Origin of the sequence: Nocardioides sp. CCNWLW239 (assembly GCF_037137035.1) — a bacterium.
Lineage (GTDB): Bacteria > Actinomycetota > Actinomycetes > Propionibacteriales > Nocardioidaceae > Nocardioides.
Genome location: NZ_JBBBNW010000001.1, coordinates 180,611 through 197,186 on the forward strand (window position 1 = coordinate 180,611; position 16,576 = coordinate 197,186).

Below are 16,576 nucleotides of genomic sequence, written 5' to 3' on the forward strand. Positions count from 1 at the left end.
CCGGGCGGGGGGGGGGGCGGCGGCGCCCCGCGGGGGGGGGGGGCCCCCCGGGGGGGGGGGGGTTGTTTTGTGGGGGGCCCGCCCCCCACGACCGCGTTCTTGTCGAGGGACCAGATGTACGAGGCCATGACGTTGGTGACGCCCTGGCGAAACCGCGTGGCTGGTGATCCGCTGATAGCGCGAACCGAGAAGTGCCTGGGGGTCCTGCCGACCTGAGTCATGCCGGGTTTCGCGTTGCGCTTGCCCCGCTCGCGACTGCCGTCCTCGCGCGGGCGACCCGCTGGGTCGCGGCGGTGGCGAGGCCCAGCACGCAGACTGCCGCGGCGACCAGGAATGGCAAAGACGCGACGGCGTCCTCCTGGTTCTGGGTCAGGAGGGTACTGGCGACGGCGGCGGCGATGGTGGCACCGACCTGTCTGGTGGCGTTGAGGATCCCACCGACCGATCCGGTGGCCTCGGGATCGGCGTGATCGACCGCGAAGGCGACCAGCGCGGGCAGTGTCCATGACACGCCGAGACCGGAGAGCAACAGCCCGAGGGCGAGAACGAGCGGCTGATGATGGTCGGCGATCGCAATCGCGACCAGGCACAGCCCGAACGGGAAGGCGATGAAGCCCATACGGATCAGACGCAGTGGCCCGTGCGCAGCCACCATGCGCCCGGTGAGCAGCGGGTTCACGGCGACCAGCAAGGTCATCGGCAACAGCGTCGCTCCGGCCCCCACGGCTGTGGTGTCGAGCAGCAGCGGGATGGAGAAGATCACGGTCGTCAGGGCGTAGTTGACCGCGGCACCCCAGCCGAACGCGGCCCACACCGCGCGATTGCGACGCAAGGCAGCCGGAACCAGCGGTGCCGGCGAGCTGCGATCAACCGCCCTGGTGCCGACGGTGAGGCCGACAGCGAGCAACCCGAGGACCGCCGCCAGGAGCCAGGAACGTTGGCCGGCCTGGGTGATGGCAAGCGTAGCGGTCGCCAGCGTTGCCGCCAGCCCGATGTGCGGGAGCCAGGAGATCCCCCTTGCGTGCCGCGTGCTGACGATCGACGTGCGGCACAGCGCCAGGACAACCACGACCAGGGGTCCGTTGATCAGGAAGACCGACCGCCAACCATCGGCCGCGATCAACCAGCCACCCAGCACAGGTCCGGCGGCCATCGCGACACCGCTGATCGCCGCCCATGCGCTGATCGCGCCCCCACGGCGCGCCGGGTCGGGATACAGGCTGGCGATCAGGCTCAGGGAGCTCGGGATGATGGCCGCGGCGAACAGCCCCAGGAGCGCCCGAAGGACCAGCAGCGCTGCGAGGGCGGGGGCGACCGCGCAGCCCAGAGATGCGACGCCGAAGCCGATGACTCCGAGGATGAAGACCCGGTAGGCCCCGCAGTGATCGGCCAGGCTGCCACCGAAGACCACAGCCGCCGCCAAAGCCATCGTGTAGATGGTGGTCGCCCACCCGACCCCGACGACATCGGTGTGAAGTGAGGACATGATGCTGGGCTCGGCCACGGCCAGCACGGTGGTGTCCAGCAGCACCATGAAGTAGGCCAGCGATATGCCCACGAGCTGAGGTGCTGGTCGACGCTGGGGAAGCTGGCGGGAACGGGGTGAGAGGCCGGGCATGGATCTCCTCGAGGATGAGACGGTTTCGTCGAAACGAGACCCTCCGCTTTCCGTGCCCTCCGTTCGACCGGTGTCACTGCACCATCATTCGGAATATCCGAACACCGGCCTAGAGTGGTTCCGTGGACCTGAACCAGTTGCGGACCGCGATCGCGCTGGTCCAGCATCGAACCGTCAACCAGACGGCAGCCGCGTTGGGCCTGGCACCGTCGTCGGTCTCCGACCGGATTCGCCGGCTCGAGGAGGCCCTCGGGGCCTCGTTGTTCACCCGCGATCGAAGCGGTATGCATCCCACCGCAGCCGCACGCGCCTACCTGACGTCCGCAGGCGCGGCGCTCGAGGCCCTCGACGCCGCGGCCGAGCGACTCCACGCCGCGCCAGGGCTCACCGTGGGGGCACAAGCCTCGATCGCCGACGAACTCCTTCCCGCGGTCTTGGACGACCTACGACGAGCGCGGCCCGGCCTCCACGTGCAGCTACGTCCCGATCCCGACCGAATCCGGATCCTTGCCGCTCTCGACCACGGCGAGATCGACGTCGCCGTGCTCCTCGACCTCGGCGAGCACGTCGGTGACCTCGGATTCGCCCACCCCGCCAAGGCGATCGAGTACCTCGACGTCCGCGAGGTCCCTATGACCGTCGTCGTTTCGCCGGATCATCCGCTGCTCGGGCGCGCAGTGACGATGCGGGAGATCCGGCAGACCGGAGGCCTGATCGGTCGAGAGTCGCGCTGCTCCTTCTGGATGGCCACCAAGCGCTGGCTCGGCCCCGACACCGACCTCACAGCCGTCGGCGGACTGGCGCAGGTCCGCGAATGGGTCGCCACCGGCCGCGGGATCGCGCTGTTGCCCACCTTCACTGTTCGTGCCGACCTCGGCTCACGACGCCTCGCCCAGCTCGACGTGCAGCCGCCCCCACTTCAGCTGAGACTCGTCTGGCGCAGCGACCACAAAGACGCGAACGCCCTGCGCCATCTGCTCTACGCGCTCACGCAGCTATGAATCCACGTCAGCACAGTTGACGCTGACAGCCGACAACCACGTGACCAGTAACGGCTAGACTCTGGCGCCCTGCGGGGTAGGCGCCGGCCGCAGACCGAGCTGGCTGGTCGGTACGTCCTTGGTCTCGCGCGCGGTCAGGGCGGCGACCGACGCGACGATGCAGACGACCGCGGTGTAGCCCGCGGTGACGACCCAGCCGCCCTCCTGCACGCCACCCAGCGCGGTGACGATCGACGGGGTGAACCCGGCCAGCAGGAAGCCGATCTGGGTGCCGATCGCGACACCGGAGAAGCGCACCGGGGTCGAGAACATCTCGCCGTAGAACGACGGCCAGGTCGCGTTCGCGGCTGCGTAGCCGAACGAGAAGGTCACGATCGCGAGCGCGAACACGAGCAGCTCGTTGCCCTGGCTCATCGACAGCAGGTAGAACGGCATCATCACCGCGCTGGCCACGGCGCCGTAGATGAAGACGGGCTTGCGCCCGATCTTGTCGGCGAGCAGGCCGAACATCGGCTGGGTGAACAACGCGACGAAGTTGGCAGCGACGACCAGCCACAGCGTGATCGAGTCGACCATGCCGACCTTGACACCGTAGGCGATCGCCAGGTTGCCGAAGACCGTGGAGACTGCGGCGATGAAGGCGCAGCAGACCACCCGCACCACGTCGACCCAGTGGTCACGCAGCAGCACCGCGAGGGGCAGCTTGGCGACCTCGTTGTTGGCCTTGGCCTCCTCGAACTCCGGGGTCTCGTTGAGGCGGCTTCGGATGAAGAACGCCACCAGGACCACGATCGCGGAGAGCCAGAACGGGATCCGCCAGCCGATGCCGTACTTGATGTCGTCGGGCAGGGCGACGACCGGGATGAAGACGAGCGCGGCCAGGATCTGGCCGCCCTGGGTGCCGGTCAGCGTCCAAGACGTGAAGAAGGAGCGCCTGTCGTCGGGTGCGTGCTCGAGCGTGAGCGAGCTGGCACCGGCCTGCTCACCCGCAGCGGAGAGCCCTTGGAGCAGGCGGCAGAGGACCAGCAGCGCCGGCGCGATCCAGCCGGCCCGGTCGTAGGACGGCAGGCAGCCGATCAGGAACGTGCTGCCGCCCATCAGCAGCAGGGTGAACAGCAACACCTTGCGGCGGCCGATCCGGTCACCGAAGTGACCGACGAAGACCGCGCCGACCGGGCGGGCGACGTACGCGAAGGCGAACGTCGCGAACGACATCACCAGCGCAGCATCGCCGGCGCTGGGGAAGAAGACGTGCGGAAAGATCAGCGCCGCGGCAGAGCCGAAGACGAAGAAGTCGTAGTACTCGACCGCGCTACCCATGAAGCTGGCCAGCGCGGCCCGGACCGGAGTCTTGCCTTCCTGGTTCGCTGTGCTGTCGGTGTCAGGTCCCGCCATCGGGTCCTCCTCGGGTTCGTCCCGCGGTCCTGGCCGCGGGGTGTGGGGGATGAGTTGTCTGGGTCTTCGATTGATGTCAGCCGGCCGCCGCCAGCTCGCGCAGGTGGGCGAGCATCCGCGGGGCATCCGGGTCGATGCCGGTGATCAGCCGGAAGGCGTCGACGGCCTGGTAGACCGCCATGTGGCCTCCATGGAGCGTCCGGCAGCCGACCTCGCGCGCGGCCTGCAGCAGCGCGGTGTCCAGCGGCCGGTAGACGATGTCGGCCACCCACAGGTCGGGGCGGAGAAGACTCGTCTCCACGGGCGTACCGGGGTGGTCGGCCATGCCCATCGGGGTGCAGTTGACCAGTCCGTCGGCGTCGGGGAGGAGCGCCGGCAGTTTGTCGACGTGGCTGGCTTCGACGCTGCTCTCCGGGTGGTGGCGCCGGATCTCCTCGACCCGCGCCTGCGCGCGGTCGAGGTCCATGTCGGCGATGACCAGCCGGTCGACGCCCTGGGTCACCAGCGCGTGAGCGACGGCCGAACCCGCCCCACCCGCGCCGAGCTGGACGACGGTGCCGAGCGGGGCATCCGGCATCCCGGTGCGCAGCGCGTGGCCGAACCCGGTGGTGTCGGTGTTGTAGCCGACCGCACCTTCGTCGGTGAAGACCACGGTGTTCACCGCACCGAGGCGGGCCGCGGTCTCGTCGAGCCGGTCGAGGTGCTCGATCACCAGCTCCTTGCACGGGTGGGTGATGTTGAGCGCGTCGAAGCCGAGGCGCCGGGCCTCCCTCATCAGGTCACCCACCCCCTCGGCCGGGACCCCCAGGTCGGTGATGTCGAGCGTCTTGTAGACGTACGACAACCCGTGCTCCATCGCTTCGCGCATGTGCAGCGCCGGGCTCAGCGAGGGTCCGACGCCCGCGCCGATCAGGCCGACAAGAAACGAAGACTTCATCTGGGTGGTCCTTAATGTACGAACTAGTACGTTACGAGAGTGAAGGGGATCACATCCCACCCCGACTCGTCAACCCCCGCGCCGAGACGTCAGGCATGTCGGCCGACACGTCACCCCGGTCGGCCGACGGGAGCGACTTCTCGAGCGACGCCTCGACAGTGGGCCTCCAGGCGAGACGTCACTGCCGTCGACCGAGGTGGCACCGCGCTGACCACTCGGCCAACGCGCGTGACGCCTCGGCCAACGCGCGTGACGCCTCGGCCGACGCGCGCGACGCCTCGACCGGAGCGGGTGACTTCTCGGTCAGGCGGTGAGCCAGCCGACGACGATGTCGCCGAGGATGCGGCGGTGGCGGGCGCGTACGTCGGGGGCGAGCATGTCGCGACCGAAGAGGAAGCCGAAGGTGGCGCTGTTGGCGACCTGGAAGACGCAGTAGGCGCTGATCATCATGTGCACGTCGACGGCGTCGACATCGGCACGGAGCTCGCCGGACTCACGACCACGGGCGAGAACCTCGTCGAGAACCGTGGCGGCCGGGGCGCCGAGCTCGCGCAGCGACTCGACCTTCTCCAGGTGCCGGCCGCGGTGGATGTTCTCGACGGAGACGAGGCGGATGAAGTCGGGGTGGTCGACGTGGTGGTCGAAGGTGAGCTCGGCGATGCGACGGATCGCGTCGACAGGCTCGAGGTCACCGGCGTGCAGGCCCTGCTCCAGGTCGCGGATCCGGCGATAGGCGGCCTCGAGCACGGCCAGGAACAGGCCCTCTTTCCCGCCGAAGTAGTAGTAGATCATCCGCTTCGTGGTGCGGGTGCGCTCGGCGATCTCGTCGACCCGGGCCCCCGAATAGCCCTGCTCCGAGAACACCTCGGTCGCGACATCGAGCAGCTCGGACCGGGTGCGTTCGGCATCACGCGACTGAACCATGCCCCCGAGCCTAGAGCACGACCCACTTCCCAAGCCGGAGCAATGTATGTACCGTTTCGTACATTAACGAGAAACGGAGAACCATGCGCACCTCGATCGCCACCGTCTGCCTCAGCGGCGGCCTGGTCCAGAAGATGTACGCCGCCGCCGAGGCCGGCTTCGACGCGATCGAGATCTTCGAGCCCGACCTCATCGCCGCACCGCAGTCCCCGGAGGAGATCCGGGCGCTCGCCGACCGGCTCGGGCTCACCCTCGACCTCTACCAGCCGTTCCGCGACGCGGAAGGCGTCGACGAGGAGACGTTCGCCGCGGTGCTGCACCGGGCCGAGGCGAAGTTCCAGCTCATGCGGCGGCTCGGGATCGACCTGATGCTGGTGTGCAGCAACGTCGGCACCGCGACCGTCGACGACGACGAGGTCTCGGCGGGACAGCTGCGGCGGCTGGGCGAGCTCGCGGCGACGTACGACATCCGGCTCGCCTACGAAGCACTGGCCTGGGGACGGTACGTCGACGACTACCGGCACGCCTGGCGGATCGTCGAGCTCGCCGACCACCCCAACGTCGGCACCTGCCTGGACAGCTTCCACATCCTCTCCCGCGGCCATAACCCCCAGCAGATCGAGAAGATCCCGGGCGAGAAGATCTTCTTCCTGCAGCTCGCCGACGCGCCCGCACTCAGCATGGACGTGCTCTCCTGGAGCCGCCACCACCGGCTCTTCCCCGGTGAGGGCAGCTTCGACCTGCCAGCGTTCCTCGGTCACGTGATCCGCGCCGGCTACGACGGTCCGCTGTCGCTGGAGGTCTTCAACGACACGTTCCGCCAGACCGACCCCGTCCGCACCGCGCGGCAGGCTCAACGCTCCCTGCGCTGGCTCGCCGACCGCACCGCCGACCTGCTCGGCGAGGAGGCCGGACCGCTCCCCCGGCTGCCGGAGGTGACCGCACCGGAGGCGTTCGACTTCGTGGAGATCAAGGCGGCGGACACGTCGGGCGTCGAGGTGCTGCTCGAGCAGCTCGGCTTCGACTTCGGCGGCCGCCACCGCAGCAAGCAGGTGCGGCTGTGGACCTGGGGGTCGGCGCGCGTCGTCTGCAACGACGTACCCAGCGCCACCCCCGAGCCGCACATCGCGGCCGTCGGCTTCGACGTCACGGCCTCCGACCCGGCCGCCGAGCGCGCCGCGCGGCTGATGGCGCCGCCGGTCCACCGCCGGACCTACGCCGGCGAGCAGGCGCTGCGCGCCTTCACCTCCCCCGATGGCACCGAGGTGTTCCTCTCCCATGCCGAGGACTGGATCGGCGAGTTCGAGGGTGGCGTCCCGCGCCCAAACGGGCACGCTGCGCGGATCGACCACGTCAACCTGGTCCAGCCGTGGCACAGCTTCGACGAGGCGGTCCTCTTCTACGCCAGCGTGCTGTCGCTGACCCCGGAGCCGACCCAGGAGGTCGCCGGGCCCGCCGGTCTCGTCCGCAGCCAGGTGATGAGCTCACCGGCCGGCGGCGTACGTCTTCCGCTCAACCTGCTCCCGAACGGGCAGCAAGGTCAGGCACAGCACATCGCGCTCGCCTGCCACGACATCATCGGTGTCGTCGCGGCCGCCCGGGAGCGTGGCCTGCGACCGCTCGAGGTGCCGGGCAACTACTACGACGACCTGGTCGCCCGCTTCGCCCTGCCCGAGGACCTCGTCGCCACCCTGCGCGACCTCGACCTGCTCTACGACCGCGACGCCGACGGCGAGTACCTGCACTGCTACACCGAGACCGTCGGGGAGGTCTTCTTCGAGCTCGTCGAGCGCCGGGATCGCTACGACGGCTACGGCGCCGGTAACGCCCCCGTCCGCCTGGCCAGACAGGCCGGCTGACCAGCCGCCGAGTCGGCCCGTCTTGACGGGCCAACTCGGCGCGGGGGTTGTCAGAAGTTGCCGCGGCGCTCCTGCTCGCGCTCGATGGCCTCGAAGAGGGCCTTGAAGTTGCCCTTGCCGAACCCGAGGGAGCCGTGGCGCTCGATCAGCTCGAAGAAGACCGTGGGGCGGTCGCCGATCGGCTTGGTGAAGATCTGCAGCAGGTAGCCGTCCTCGTCGCGGTCGACCAGGATGCCGCGCTTCTGCAGCTCCTCGATCGGCACCCGCACCTCACCGATCCGGGCGCGCAGCTCGGGGTCCTCGTAGTAGGAGTCAGGGGTGTTGAGGAACTCGATCCCGGCGTCGCGCAGCGCATCGACGGTGGCGAGGATGTCGCCCGTGGCCAGCGCGAGGTGCTGGGCGCCGGGGCCCTGGTAGAACTCCAGGTATTCGTCGATCTGCGACTTCTTCTTCGCGATCGCCGGCTCGTTGAGCGGGAACTTCACCCGGTGGTTGCCGTTGGCCACGACCTTCGACATCAGCGCGGAGTAGTCCGTGGCGATGTCGTCGCCGATGAACTCGGCCATGTTGGTGAAGCCCATGACGCGGCCGTAGAAGTCGACCCACTCGTCCATCTTGCCGAGCTCGACGTTGCCGACGACGTGGTCGAGCGCCTGGAAGAGGCGCTTGGGCGCGCCCTCGGGCTTCTTCAGCGTCGAGGTGCGGGCGACATAGCCGGGCAGGTAGGGGCCGTTGTAGCCGGAACGGTCGACCAGGGTGTGGCGGGTCTCGCCGTAGGTGGCGATCGCAGCGATGCGTACGGTGCCGTGCTCGTCGGTCACGTCGTGGGGCTCCTCGAGCACGGTGGCGCCGGCGGAGCGGGCGTGCTCGATGCAGCGGTCGACGTCGGGCACCTCGAGGGCGATGTCGACGACGCCGTCACCGTGACGGGCGTGGTGGGCGATGATCTCGCTGTCGGGTGCCACGCCGCCCTTGATCACGAACCGCACTCCCCCGCTGCGCAGCACGTAGGAGTGGTGGTCGCGATTGCCGGTCTCGGGGCCGGAGTAGGCGACCAGCTCCATGCCGAAGGCGCTCTGGAAGAAGTGAGCGGTCTGGGTGGCGTTGCCGACGGCCCATACGACCGCGTCCCAGCCGGTCACCGGGAAGGGGTCAGAGGTGTCGTCGTAGGCCACCAGGCCGACGAGCTGCTCCAGCTCGGCCAGCCCGAGTCCGGCGAGCTTCTCTTGGTTGGTCAGGGTGTCTGCAAGCGTCATGCGGGCAAGTCAAGTGGGCCGAGTCACACCAAACAAGTTGACCACCGAGCACTGGTCAATCTGCCAGATCGGACCAGTCTTCATCGCCGTTCACTAGGCAATCTGACTATCATCGCGCCATGAACCTCGATGACCTCGACATCACGCTGCTGGAGACGCTGCACGCCCACCCCCGCGTCGGCGACCTCGAGCTCTCCCGGGTCGCCGGCGTAGCCCGGGCCACCGTGCAGAGCCGGCTGCGCAAGCTGGCCGAGGCGGGGGTGATCCGCGACTGGGCCCCGACGATCGACCCGGCCGCGGCCGGCCACACCGTGCAGGCCTTCGTGACCCTGGAGATCTCCCAGGGAGCGCTCGAGGACGTACGCCGCGACCTCGCCGAGATCCCCGAGGTGCTCGAGGCGTACGTCACCACCGGATCCTTCGACGTCTTCTGCAAGGTCGCGACCGGTTCGCACGCGAAGCTGCAGGAGGTGCTGGTGCGCATCGACCAGTCCCACGCGGTGGTCCGCTCGACGAGCGTGGTCACCCTCTCCACCCTCATCGAGCCGCGCACCCTCGACCTGCTGCGCACGGGAGCCACTCCGCGCACCTAGGTTGTGAAGCCGAGCGTGGGCTATAGGTCACTCTCAGCTTCACAACCCCGCCGATCACGGGGTCCTGGGCAGCTCCACCGAGACCTGCAGCCCACCGCCGGGCCGCGAGAGCACCGCCAGGTTGCCATCGTGAGCTCGGGTGATGCTCTTGACGATCGCCAGACCGAGTCCGACGCCGGCCTGGTCGACGTGGATGCGCTGAGTGCCGCGCTGGAACGGCTCGGTGAGCGTGGCGACGAGCTCGCGGGAGAGCTCCTCGCCGGTGTTGGCGACGGTGAGGACCACGCTCCGCTCGTGAGCGACCACGGTGACCGACACCGACCCGCCCTCGGGCAGGTTGTGGACGATCGCATTGTGGATCAGGTTGGTCGCGACCTGCAGCAGCAGCGCCGGAGAGCCGTGGACCGACGCCTCCTCGCCCGAGGTCTCGATCCGCACCCCGCGCTGCTCGGCGAGCGGCAGCAGTGTCTCGACCGCCTCCTCGGCGACCAGCGACAGATCGACCGGCTCGCTGGCGAAGGACCGCTGGTCGGCCCGGCTGAGCACGAGGAGGGCCTCGGTCAGCTCGATCGCGCGGGAGTTGATCAGGCGCAACCGCTCGATGAGCTCGTCGACGTCGCGGTCCGGGTCCCTGCCGGCGACGTCGAGCAGGGTCTGGGTGATCGCGAGCGGCGTACGCAGCTCGTGGGAGGCGTTGGCCGCGAACCGCTGCTGCTCGGCCACCTGCGCCTCGAGCTTCGCGAGCATGTCGTCGAAGCCGTCGGCGAGCTCGCGGAACTCGTCGCCAGGCCCCTCGAGCGCGATGCGGTGCGAGAGCGACCCGTCGGCAGCCGTACGCGTGGCAGCAGTGATCTTCCTCAGCGGCGCCAGCATCCGCCCGGCCAGGATCCAGCCCCCGATCAGCCCGAACACGAGCAGGAAGGCCATCATCGTGGCTGCCCGGGGCACGAAGGCACGCTCGAGGTCGGACCGGTTCGGGACGAAGGGAGCACGCGGTGCTCCAGGCTGCTGCGGCCACTCCACCCACACGTTGTCGGGCACGTAGCGCAGCAGGAAGACCCACACCACCGCGAGCAGCAGGATGCCGGTGACGACAATGACGGCGGCGTAGCTGAGGGTCAGCTTGAGCCGAACACTCATCCCCGGGCGCCTGACGCCCGTCTGCTCAGCCATCGACGTCGATGCGGTAGCCGACCCCCGGGACGGTCGCGATGATCGCGGGCTCACCGAGCCGCTTGCGCAGGGCGGAGACGGTGATGCGTACGGCGTTGGTGAACGGATCGGCGTTCTCGTCCCAGGCCCGCTCCAACAGCTCCTCGGCGCTGATCACGCCGCCCTCGGCGGCGGCGAGGACCTCGAGGACCGCGAACTGCTTGCGGGTCAGCGCGACGTAGCGGCCCTCGCGGTAGACCTCCCGCCGGAACGGGTCGATCCGCAGGCCGGCGATCTCCCGCACCGGCGGGCGATTGTGAGCGCGCCGCCGGTCGAGCGCCCGCAGCCGGAGCACGAGCTCGCGCAGCTCGAAGGGCTTGGTGAGGTAGTCGTCGGCGCCCAGCTCGAACCCGGAGGCCTTGTCGTCGAGCCGGTCGGCGGCGGTGAGCATCAAGATGGGCATCCCGGTCCCGGAGGCGACGATGCGCTTGGCGATCTCGTCACCCGAGGGACCAGGGATGTCTCGGTCGAGCACGGCGATGTCGTAGGAGTTGACGCTCAGCATCTCCAGAGCCGTGTCCCCGTCGCCGGCGATGTCGGCGGCGATCGCCTCCAGCCGCAGCCCATCCCGGATCGCCTCAGCCATCAACGGCTCGTCCTCGACCACCAGCACCCGCATGCTCCTGATCCTAGGTCGAAACGGCATATCGCCGGCGTATCCGAATTGGCATACGCCCTGGTGACACCGGCCCGGGTTCACTGGCACGGTGACCTTCACTGTCAGAGCGATCAGTCCCGCCGAGCACCTCGACCACGTCCGGTCGCGACGCTCGGTCAGCTTCCAGCAGACCCCGGCCTGGGCCGCGGTGAAGACGGAGTGGCACACCGAGTCGCTCGGCTGGTACGCCGGCGATCGGCTCGCCGGTACCGGCCTGGTGCTGCACCGGCCGGTGCCGCGGCTGGGCTACACGCTCGCCTACCTGCCGTGGGGCCCGGACATCGACTGGTCCGGCGGGCTCGCGGTGTGGTTCCCGCCGCTGGTCTCCTATCTGCGCTCGCAGGGTGCGTTCGCGATCCGGGTCGCTCCCCCGGTGCCGACCGACACCTGGGACGCGGTTCAGGTCAAGGAGGGCATCGCCGATCCTGCCGTCGCCCGTCTCACCGATCTGCCCGGTCGGCCCGACCCCGTGGGCGCCGAGGTGACGCGCTATCTCCGCGACTCCGGCTGGATCCCCCAGAACCCCGAGGACGGGTTCGGGGCGGGGCAGCCGCAGTTCACCTACGAGATCCCGTTGCGTCGACCGGACGGCTCCGCCCGCTCCGAGGCGGAGGTGCTCCAGGGCATGAACCAGCTGTGGCGGCGCAACGTCAAGAAGGCTGCCAAGGCCGGGGTCGAGGTCACCACCTCCACCGGCGGCGAGGACCTGAAGGCGTTCCACGACCTCTACGTCCACACCGCCGAGCGCGACCGCTTCACCCCGCGACCGCTGGGCTACTTCGAGAAGATGTTCGACGCGCTGGCTGCCGAGGACTCCCCCGAAGATGGAGAACAGCGGATCGCGCTCTATCTCGCCCGTCACGACGGCGACCTGGTCGCGGCGTCGATCTACGTCCGCGTCGGCGGTCACGCCTGGTACGTCTACGGCGCCTCCTCCACCGAGAAGCGGGACGTACGCGGCTCCAACGCCTGCCAGTGGGCGATGATCCGCGACTCTCTCGCCGCCGGGTGCGACGTCTACGACCTGCGCGGCATCACCCCGACCCTGTCCGCCGACGACCCGCACGTCGGGCTGATCCAGTTCAAGGTCGGCACCGGCGGGCAGGCGGTGCGGTACGTCGGCGAGTGGGACCTGCCGCTGCGCCCTATCGTCTACCGGGCATTCGACCTCTACATGAGGCGGCGCAACCAGAAGGAAGGGGCGCACCGATGATCGTGAACGCGTCCGGCTCGCTCACCGAGACCGGCATCGTCATCCTGACCGTCCTGGCGCTGCCGCTGGCAGCGCTGGCCGTGCCGGTCCTCGCCCTCCTGCGCCGAGGCTTCGGCGTCACGTGGGGGCGCGCATGGCGTGTGTCGCTCGCCGAGGTCGCCATCGTCTACGGCACGGTCCCCATGGTGATGCTGACGATGGTGCCGGGAAGCATGGCCGGCACCGCGACCGGCGCAGTCAGTCTGGAGCCGTTCGCCGACCTGCCGACCATGGGCCGGATCGGGGTCGTCGGCAACCTGTTGCTCTTCGCCGCGCTCGGGTTCTTCGGACCGATCCGCTTCCACGCCCTGCGATCGGTGTGGCGGGTGCTCGCGCTCGCCGTCGCGGCATCGGTCACGATCGAGGTGCTGCAGTACGTCCTGCTCCTGGACCGGGTCTCCTCGGTCGATGACGTGATCCTCAACGCGGGCGGCGCCACGGCCGCCGCGATCCTGTCCTGGCCGTGGTGGCGGCCGCGCGCACCGCGGTCTCGGCAGGCTCGACCGCCCATGGTCGAGCCTGCCGAGACGTCCGAGCGCGTCGGCTAGGCGGTGTCGGTCAGGGCGTGACGATGGCGAAGTCGGGGTCGCCCGGGTCGAGCACGCTCGTCAGCCGCTGCAGCACGGAACCGTCGCCGGTGACCTCGATGCCCGCCTGAGCCAGTCGTTCGGGGGTAGGCGTGCCCACGGCCAGAGCCGGGAGGCTGTGCCGCTTGGCCGTGAGCGTCGCGTCGGCGTCGCCGGCCTGCGGCGCAGCGCTGTAGGTCAGCACGCCGTTGGCGAGCCGCAGACGGTAACGCTCGTCGGTGTCGGTGATCACCACGTCGATGCTGAGCTTCTCGTCCCATGCCGCGGGGCCGTTGACCTGGATGGCCATGGCGTCGAAGAGCATCTCGGGGCTGAGCTGGGCGACCATGTCGGGCGACGCGGTCACCGTGGGGGTGCCGAACGAGCCGTTGCGCAGCTCGTAGGCGCCGGAGAGGTAGAAGTTGCGCCAGGTGCCGTTCTCCGAGCCGTAGCCGAGCTGCTCGAGCGTGTCGGCCAGCAGCTCCCGCGCCGCGGCGTGGTCCGGCTCGGCGAACACCACGTGACTGAGAACCTCCGCCGCCCAGCGGTAGTCACCCTCGTCGTAGGCCGCCTGACCGTTCGCGACGACGGCGTCCGCGCCGCCACCGAGTGCGACGTACCGCGTGGCCTTCTCGACGGGCGTGTGCTCCCACAGGTGGGCGGGGTTCCCGTCGAACCAGCCGAGGTAGCGCTGGTAGATCGCCTTCACGTTGTGGCTCACCGAGCCGTAGTAGCCGCGGGTGGACCAGGCGTTCTCGAGGGCGGGCGGCAGGGTGATCTGCTCGGCGATCTCCGATCCGATCAGGCCCTTGTTGAGCATCCGGAGCGTCTGGTCGTGCAGGTAGGCGTAGAGGTCGCGCTGCAGCGAGAGGAAGTCGACCACCCGCTCTTTGCCCCACGTCGGCCAGTGGTGGGAGGCGAAGGCGACCTCGACGTCGCCACCGAACAGGTCGATCGTCTCGGTGAGGTATTTCGACCACACGTGCGGGTCACGGACCACCGCACCACGCAGGGTGAGGAGGTTGTGCAGGGTGTGCGTCGCGTCCTCGGCCGTGCACAGCGCCTTGAGGTCCGGGAAGTAGAACAGGATCTCCGCAGGAGCCTCGGTGCCCGGCGCCATCTGGAAGACGATCCGGACGCCGTCGATGACCTCCTCCTGACCGGTGGTGGTGATCTCGAGCGTGGGCGGGATCAGCGTCACGGTGCCGGTCGAGGTGGTCTGGCCGAGCCCGGCTCCGAGCGCTCCCTGGGTGCTGCGTGGGAGCGCCGCTCCGTACATGTAACCGGCGCGTCGTCCCATCGCGGTGCCGGCGTAGACGTTCTCCGCGACGGCGTGCTCGACGAATCCCTCGGGCGCGACCACGGGAACCCGGCCCGAGTCGACGTCCTCCTGGGTGATGACACCCTTGACACCGCCGAAGTGGTCCACGTGGCAGTGGGTGTAGATGACCCCGGTCACCGGCCGGTCGCCACGGTGCTCGCGGTAGAGCGCGAGCGCGGCCGCGGCGGTCTCGGTCGAGATGAGCGGGTCGATCACGATCACCCCGGTCTCGCCCTCGACGAAGCTGATGTTCGACAGGTCCAGTCCACGCACCTGGTAGAGGCCCGGGACCACCTCGAAGAGCCCGTCGGTCGCGACCAGCGTCGACTGCCGCCACAGGCTGGGGTTGACCGTGTCCGGGGCGTCGCCGGTGATGAAGCCGTAGGTGTCGTTGTCCCACACCACCCGGCCGTCCTCGGCTGTGACCGCGTTCGGTTCACGACGTCCGACGAGTCCCCGGTTGGCGTCGTCGAAGTCCTGGGTGTCCGAGAACGGCAGGCGCTCCAGAAGCGCACGCTGCTGCTCGGCGATGGCGGCGGTGGCGTCACGAGGGGTTGCAGTCATGCTCCGACGCTCATGGGGCCAGGATCGCGTCGCCTCACCCGAAACCGGTGGGATCCGGCTAGAGCTGCTGGACGAGCGCCGCGGCGACCTGATCGAGTCGAGCGCCGCGGGAACCCTTGACGAGCACGACGTCGCCGAAGGACAGGTGGTCTCGCAACCAGTCGATCGCCGCGGCGTTGTCCGGGAGGGATACGGCCTTGGCTCCGGCTCCGACTGCGATGAGGGCGGCGGCCTCGCCGATGGCGACCACCAGATCGGCCCGGGTGGCTGCGTACGTCCCGATCTCGAGGTGCGCGTCGCGGCTCGCCTCGCCGAGCTCGAGCATCTCGCCGAGCACGGCGATGCGGCGCTCGGCGTCGACGGAGGCCAGCGCGTCCAGGCCGGCACGGGTGGACTCGGGATTGGCGTTGTAGGAGTCGTCGATCAGCGTCGCGCCGCAGGCCAGCGAACGCAGCTCCATCCGCCACTTCGAGATCGAGGCGGTGCTCAACGCGGTCGCGGCCCGCTCGAGGGGCACGCCGGCGGCGAGACCGGCCGCCGCGGCCGCAGCGGCGTTGAGCCCCCAGTGGGCACCGATGAACGGAAGCGCGACAGCGGCCTCGGTCTCGGTCTCGGCATGGTGAAGGGTGAAGGTGGGCCGGCCGAGACGGTCCAGGGCGAGGTCGTGGACACGTACGCTCGCCTGCTCGGCAGTCCCGAAGGACAGCACCGGGCCGTCGGTGAGCTCAGCCATCGCGAGCACCCGTGGGTCGTCGGCGTGGAGGACGGCCGTGCCCCCGCTCGCCAGCCCTCGCACGATCTCGCTCTTGGCGACAGCGATCGCCTCGCGCGACCCGAACTCACCCAGATGGGCCCGGCCGACGTTGGTGACGACGGCGACGTCGGGAGCGACCAGGCCGGTCAGCTCGGCGATGTCACCGACGTGCCGGGCACCCATCTCCAGGACCAGGAACCTCGTGGTCGCGTCGGCGCGCAGCATCGTGAGAGGTACGCCGAGCTCGTTGTTGAACGAGCCCGAGGTCGCGACGGTCGGTGCCGCGGTCGAGAGCACCGCCTCGATCATGTCCTTGGTGCTGGTCTTGCCCTGGGACCCGGTGACCGCGATCACGGTCAGGTCATCGCGCAGGAGCGCGACGACGTGGGTGGCCAGGCGCTGGAGCGCGGCCTGCGCGTCGTCGACGACGACGGTCGGCAGCGCGGTCGCCCGCGAGCCGAGCACGGCGACGGCTCCGGCCTCGGCCGCCTGCAGTGCGTAGTCATGGCCGTCGGTGTGCTCGCCCGCGAACGCGACGAAGAGGCCACCGGGGTCGGCCTCGCGGCCGTCGATCACGGCGGGCGCAGTCACCGTCACGGAGCCGTCGCCGACCACCTTTCCGCCGACCAACGAGGCTATTTCGTCCAAGCTGAGGGGAATCATCCC

Annotated in this window: 14 protein-coding genes; 5 read left to right on the top strand and 9 right to left on the bottom strand. The window is 69.6% G+C overall.

What is annotated here, in order from left to right; genetic code table 11:
* Positions 1–217 precede the first annotated feature (217 nt).
* Positions 218–1,558: an MFS transporter gene (locus WBG06_RS00880; RefSeq protein ID WP_336734179.1), complete on the bottom strand. Its 1,341-nt coding sequence runs from the start codon at positions 1,556–1,558 to the stop codon at positions 218–220.
* 182 nt (positions 1,559–1,740) lie between these two features.
* Here WBG06_RS00880 and WBG06_RS00885 point away from each other — a divergent pair, with 182 nt between their 5' ends.
* Positions 1,741–2,619 carry a LysR family transcriptional regulator gene (locus WBG06_RS00885; protein ID WP_336734181.1) on the top strand — a complete coding sequence of 293 codons (879 nt, stop codon included), beginning with the start codon at positions 1,741–1,743 and terminating at the stop codon, positions 2,617–2,619.
* A gap of 54 nt (positions 2,620–2,673) precedes the next feature.
* On the opposite strand, the gene WBG06_RS00890 is transcribed toward WBG06_RS00885, so the two are convergent.
* From WBG06_RS00890 to WBG06_RS00900, 3 genes are all read right to left on the bottom strand, one after another.
* Positions 2,674–4,014 carry an MFS transporter gene (locus WBG06_RS00890; RefSeq protein WP_336734183.1) on the bottom strand — a complete coding sequence of 447 codons (1,341 nt, stop codon included), beginning with the start codon at positions 4,012–4,014 and terminating at the stop codon, positions 2,674–2,676.
* 76 nt (positions 4,015–4,090) lie between these two features.
* Positions 4,091–4,951, bottom strand: a complete 861-nt coding sequence (locus WBG06_RS00895; protein ID WP_336734185.1) for a shikimate dehydrogenase — start codon at positions 4,949–4,951, stop codon at positions 4,091–4,093.
* A gap of 303 nt (positions 4,952–5,254) precedes the next feature.
* On the bottom strand, positions 5,255–5,875 hold the full coding sequence (locus WBG06_RS00900) for a TetR/AcrR family transcriptional regulator (protein WP_336734187.1): 621 nt from the start codon (positions 5,873–5,875) through the stop codon (positions 5,255–5,257).
* Positions 5,876–5,958: 83 nt separating this feature from the next.
* Between WBG06_RS00900 and WBG06_RS00905 the strand changes: the two genes are divergently transcribed.
* Positions 5,959–7,734, top strand: coding sequence for a bifunctional sugar phosphate isomerase/epimerase/4-hydroxyphenylpyruvate dioxygenase family protein (locus WBG06_RS00905; protein ID WP_336734189.1), 1,776 nt, complete (start codon positions 5,959–5,961; stop codon positions 7,732–7,734).
* Between the two features lie 50 nt (positions 7,735–7,784).
* Here WBG06_RS00905 and hppD read toward each other — a convergent pair whose 3' ends face one another.
* A complete protein-coding gene (gene hppD / locus WBG06_RS00910; protein ID WP_336734191.1) occupies positions 7,785–8,990 on the bottom strand; it encodes a 4-hydroxyphenylpyruvate dioxygenase in 1,206 nt (401 codons plus the stop codon).
* A gap of 119 nt (positions 8,991–9,109) precedes the next feature.
* Here hppD and WBG06_RS00915 point away from each other — a divergent pair, with 119 nt between their 5' ends.
* Positions 9,110–9,583, top strand: a complete 474-nt coding sequence (locus tag WBG06_RS00915) for an Lrp/AsnC family transcriptional regulator (RefSeq protein ID WP_336734193.1) — start codon at positions 9,110–9,112, stop codon at positions 9,581–9,583.
* Positions 9,584–9,637: 54 nt separating this feature from the next.
* On the opposite strand, the gene WBG06_RS00920 is transcribed toward WBG06_RS00915, so the two are convergent.
* Together WBG06_RS00920 and WBG06_RS00925 are read right to left on the bottom strand one after the other, a co-directional pair.
* The gene (locus WBG06_RS00920; protein ID WP_336734195.1) at positions 9,638–10,723 is read right to left on the bottom strand and encodes a sensor histidine kinase; all 1,086 of its coding nucleotides are present in this window, start codon (positions 10,721–10,723) and stop codon (positions 9,638–9,640) included.
* A 25-nt stretch (positions 10,724–10,748) separates the two neighbouring features.
* Positions 10,749–11,414 (bottom strand): response regulator transcription factor, encoded by a 666-nt coding sequence (locus WBG06_RS00925; protein WP_336734197.1) that lies wholly within the window; start codon positions 11,412–11,414, stop codon positions 10,749–10,751.
* An 88-nt stretch (positions 11,415–11,502) separates the two neighbouring features.
* Here WBG06_RS00925 and WBG06_RS00930 point away from each other — a divergent pair, with 88 nt between their 5' ends.
* Both WBG06_RS00930 and WBG06_RS00935 read left to right on the top strand, forming a co-directional pair.
* Positions 11,503–12,666 (top strand): lipid II:glycine glycyltransferase FemX, encoded by a 1,164-nt coding sequence (locus WBG06_RS00930; protein ID WP_336734199.1) that lies wholly within the window; start codon positions 11,503–11,505, stop codon positions 12,664–12,666.
* Entirely contained in the window at positions 12,663–13,253 is a 591-nt protein-coding gene (locus WBG06_RS00935) for a VanZ family protein (protein WP_336734201.1), read from the top strand. The genes WBG06_RS00930 and WBG06_RS00935 overlap by 4 nt, the downstream gene beginning before the upstream one ends.
* Positions 13,254–13,263: 10 nt before the next feature.
* Here WBG06_RS00935 and WBG06_RS00940 read toward each other — a convergent pair whose 3' ends face one another.
* Positions 13,264–15,156 carry an alkyl/aryl-sulfatase gene (locus WBG06_RS00940; protein ID WP_336734203.1) on the bottom strand — a complete coding sequence of 631 codons (1,893 nt, stop codon included), beginning with the start codon at positions 15,154–15,156 and terminating at the stop codon, positions 13,264–13,266.
* A gap of 58 nt (positions 15,157–15,214) precedes the next feature.
* A complete protein-coding gene (locus WBG06_RS00945) occupies positions 15,215–16,558 on the bottom strand; it encodes a UDP-N-acetylmuramoyl-tripeptide--D-alanyl-D-alanine ligase (RefSeq protein ID WP_336734205.1) in 1,344 nt (447 codons plus the stop codon).
* Positions 16,559–16,576 lie beyond the last annotated feature (18 nt).